At 33.6% G+C, this 3,917-nt stretch carries 3 protein-coding genes; 2 read left to right on the top strand and 1 reads right to left on the bottom strand.

The window, feature by feature from the left end; translation table 11 throughout:
• The first annotated feature begins 266 nt into the window (after window positions 1-266).
• Window positions 267-1,130 (top strand): LytR/AlgR family response regulator transcription factor, encoded by an 864-nt coding sequence (locus CXF67_RS08590; protein ID WP_102088385.1) that lies wholly within the window; start codon window positions 267-269, stop codon window positions 1,128-1,130.
• Window positions 1,131-1,222: 92 nt separating this feature from the next.
• Window positions 1,223-2,341, top strand: a complete 1,119-nt coding sequence (locus CXF67_RS08585; protein WP_102088384.1) for an acyltransferase family protein — start codon at window positions 1,223-1,225, stop codon at window positions 2,339-2,341.
• A 135-nt stretch (window positions 2,342-2,476) separates the two neighbouring features.
• Here CXF67_RS08585 and ltrA read toward each other — a convergent pair whose 3' ends face one another.
• A complete protein-coding gene (gene ltrA / locus CXF67_RS08580) occupies window positions 2,477-3,757 on the bottom strand; it encodes a group II intron reverse transcriptase/maturase (protein WP_102088383.1) in 1,281 nt (426 codons plus the stop codon).
• Window positions 3,758-3,917 lie beyond the last annotated feature (160 nt).

Raw genomic sequence — 3,917 nt, 5'->3', positions numbered from 1 at the left:
ATGAACATCCCAGCCGATAGACCATTCCAATAAATATCAGAATCCTATCATCTCAATTACAGTTTTGTTACTTGTTTGTCAAAGAACTTAATCTTATCTTATATCCCCAGGTAACTCAGGACACACAACGCACCACAACAATGTATATAAAACATAGGCGAAACAGTAGTAAATGCAAAGGTTTTCGCTAGTATCAAAGTTTGTGTTTATCTGAAAGTTTAGTGCTTCGAAATCGCCTACTTTTCATACACTGAACGTTGTCTTTAATGCAAAAAAATATCTTACTTAAATTGAAAAAAAATATTTCAAACTTGTTATCTCAAGCATACCCATTTTATTATCAAGGAAAAGAATTATGGTTAATAACGGTCTCATTATTCTTTATGACTCTTTTATTTGGCTATTTCTTTGAGCCTTTTGAAGTTTATCAACCTGAACATAAAATAGGATATTTTTGGATTACTTTAATACATTCATGTACTCCTGTTTTTATCGTTTTTTTATTTTTATCTCTAAAAATGTTTCCACGTGTAAAGGATAATTGGAACATAAAAAAGGAAATACTTTTAATAGCTATATTTTTACTTATCGTAGGTATTGCACAGTTTCTTATTAGAGATGTTATTTATGACAATCCAAATAATTGGTCTTTACAATATTTCTATGAAGAAATAAGAAACACCTCCCTAGTCGGAATTTTATTTGCATTTATTTTGGTACCTATAAATTATCACAGGTTAAATACTAGAAATAGCACAAATGCAAATGCATTTAATACTTCAAAAGAAATTACTATTAATTCTAACAGAACTCCATCATACATAAATGAATTGGATGTTGATTCACAAAATGTTTTATATGCAAAGGCAGAAGGTAATTATGTAGAATTATTTTTAAGGAACGGAAGTAAAACATTAAAAAGATTAACGATGAAACGTTTGGAAAATATATTAGACTCTTATCCTAACTATATAAGAACACATCGTTCCTACATTGTTAATATTAATCAAATCGATTCCGTTACTGGTAATGCACAAGGGTATAAGCTACAAATTAAAAACTGTGCTAACATCATTCCAGTTTCAAGGAATATGATTTCAATGTTTGATGAAAAGATGAATTCTCATTAAACATCTTGCTTCTCGTCACTAAAGTTTGTTAGTCATCACATTTAAAAAACACCAATACTTTTTTTAAATAGTTTAGCAAAAAAAATAAGTTGATGCGTAGACATGACATAGATTGGTTACGAGTATTAGTGTTTGGATTACTTATATTCTATCATACCGGAAAATTCTTTGACCCAGGTGATTTTCATATTAAAAACAATATACTTTATGATTGGTTAAAATTACCTATGTACTTTTTAAACCGATGGCGATTACCTATCCTTTTTGTGATTTCTGGTATGGGAACTTATTTTGCTTTAAACAAAAGGAGCTCATGGCAATTTAGCAAGGAACGGATTGTTAGATTATTTATACCGTTAGTTTTTGGGATGTTATTTATAGTACCACCTCAAGTTTATATAGAGCGGTTAACTGATAATGATTTCTTGGAAAGCTATTTTGTTTTTTGGAAAGATGTTGCTTTTATAGGAGAATACCCTGAGGGCAACTTAAGCTGGCATCACCTTTGGTTTTTACCTTATCTATTGTTATTCTCATTACTTTGGTTGCCAATATTTAAATACATAAAAAAATATCCAGCAAATAAATTAATGCTTTGGTTATCTAAGCAAATTAAAAAGCCATTAGGGTTATTCTGGTTTTGTTTACCACTTATTTTAATAGAGCTTACTCTAGAGCCCTATTTTCCAAAGACACATGCTTTAGTGGGCGATTGGTACTTATTGACTAAGTTTAGTGTTCTTTTTGGCTATGGTTTTATATTAATACATCTAAAAGATATTTTCTGGAAAAGTTTAGAAAGCTATAGGAAATTGTATGCCACCATTGCAGTTTTAGCATTCAGTGTCTTATACGTTTCTGTTTGGATTATGAAGGATACTTATTTTTCGTATGCACTAGAGTTAATTATTATTCCTATAAATTATTGGAGTTGGATATTAACCTTTTTTGGATTTGCTGCCAAATATCTAAACAAAACTAGTGAAAAATTGAGATATGCTAACGAAGCGGTATATCCATTTTATATTTTACATCAAACAATTACAATTATCATTGGGTATTATATAATGAATTTAGATTGGGGATTTTTACTAAAGTTTTCTACTATGATTATCGGCACCTTCTTAGGAAGTTGGATTTTATATGAGTTTGGTATTCGTCGTTTGAAATATATTAGACCTCTTTTTGGTCTAAAGAAGAGGATTAAATAGGCAATGTAAAAACAGATAAAGCGCTAAAAGACAATCGAGTAGACGGGTGACGACTTAAAAGTCGCCACTGCGCCTCTCACACCACCGGATCCTTCCTTCGTCAGGACAGGCCAAGCGGGTCTCGTATACGGCGGTTCACCAAATCAAAGTTTGCGTTCTATTCAGATAATCTATCATAGGTTTGTAGCCTCTTCGTTTTAGTCTAGATAAGGTTATTGTAGTTCCTAATATAGGGCTTTGAGCTGCTGCCCAGCCGCCCATGCGGGTTCTACTCAATGCATAAGCCTGTCCTTTTTCTATTCCTAAACGTATTAAATTCTTGCGTTTTCTGTCTGCTTTCTTCCAATGATGCCAAATGCAATATCGCAGTCGGTTGCGCAACCATTCATCTAGCTTTTTCAGCTTTGAATAAATGTTGGTTAACCTATAGTTATTAAGCCATCCTCTACACACTTGCGTGAGTCTGCTTAAACGTTCTGATAACGATACAGGATTAGTTTTCTTGGTTAAAAGTTTCAGCTTTCGCTTGAGTTTTTCCCCTCCACTTTTGCTTACTACAAGTTGATACTGTCCTTTTACACCTTTCTTATAAATGCTTACAAAGCCATGCCCAAGCAGTTCAAAATTTAATGGTCGTCGTATGCCACTTTTTGCTCGGTTTATAGGTAAGTGCAGTTTTTCTTTGAGAAAACTATACACCTGATTTCCTACTCGCTTTGCTGTTGCTTTGGATTTTGTATAAATACTAAAATCGTCTGCATAGCGTACATAACGAAGACCTTGATTGCTAAGAAATTTATCTAAAACATCTAATAGGATATTAGATAACAACGGACTTAATGGACTTCCTTGTGGAATGCCTTTTCTTCGTTTGACTAAGCGCCATTTTATAAGTATGGGCGCACGTAACCATTTGCGGATTAATCGCAAGGTTGCTGGACAGTTTACCTTGTTGTAAACGAGTTGTAGTAATAAACTGTGATCTACTTCATCAAAGAACCCTTTTAAGTCGATATCTACAACATCTTGGAAGCCATCATTGATGTATTCCTGTGCTTGTAGTACCGCTTTTTGGATATTCTTCTTAGGACGGAAACCATAACTAAAAGGCTCAAATTCGTATTCAAACTTGGTCATTAGCCTCTGACTTACCGCCTGTTGTAAACACCTATCCACTACGGTGGGAATACCTAAGAGTCGGGACTTACCCTTTTCTTTGGGTATGGGTACTCCTAAAATTGCTTGCGGTATATAGCCATTGCTGTAAATAGAAGTGGTTATGCGTTTTCGATTTGCCCGTATATATAAGGGCAATTTTGAGACTGGCATACCATCTATTCCACTCGAGCCTTTATTTTGCATCACTTTGTGTGCTGCTTTATAAAGGTTACTGGCTTGTAATACTGCTGCAATCATAAATTACTTAAAAAAAAAAAATGTTTACTTCTGTTGGCTTAAGATTAGGCTAGCAAAGCCTCCTAATCGAATTTCAACATGATTTAATGTTCCGTCCTTCCTACTACTGTTCCTGATGGGGTATGGTATAAGCAATCCCATCGCTTGTCCGTTTCCAAGT

This window comes from Psychroflexus sp. MES1-P1E (genome assembly GCF_002836055.1).
GTDB lineage: Bacteria > Bacteroidota > Bacteroidia > Flavobacteriales > Flavobacteriaceae > Psychroflexus.
Note: the sequence above shows the minus strand (reverse complement) of the source record. Positions and strands in the feature narration are given on the sequence as shown.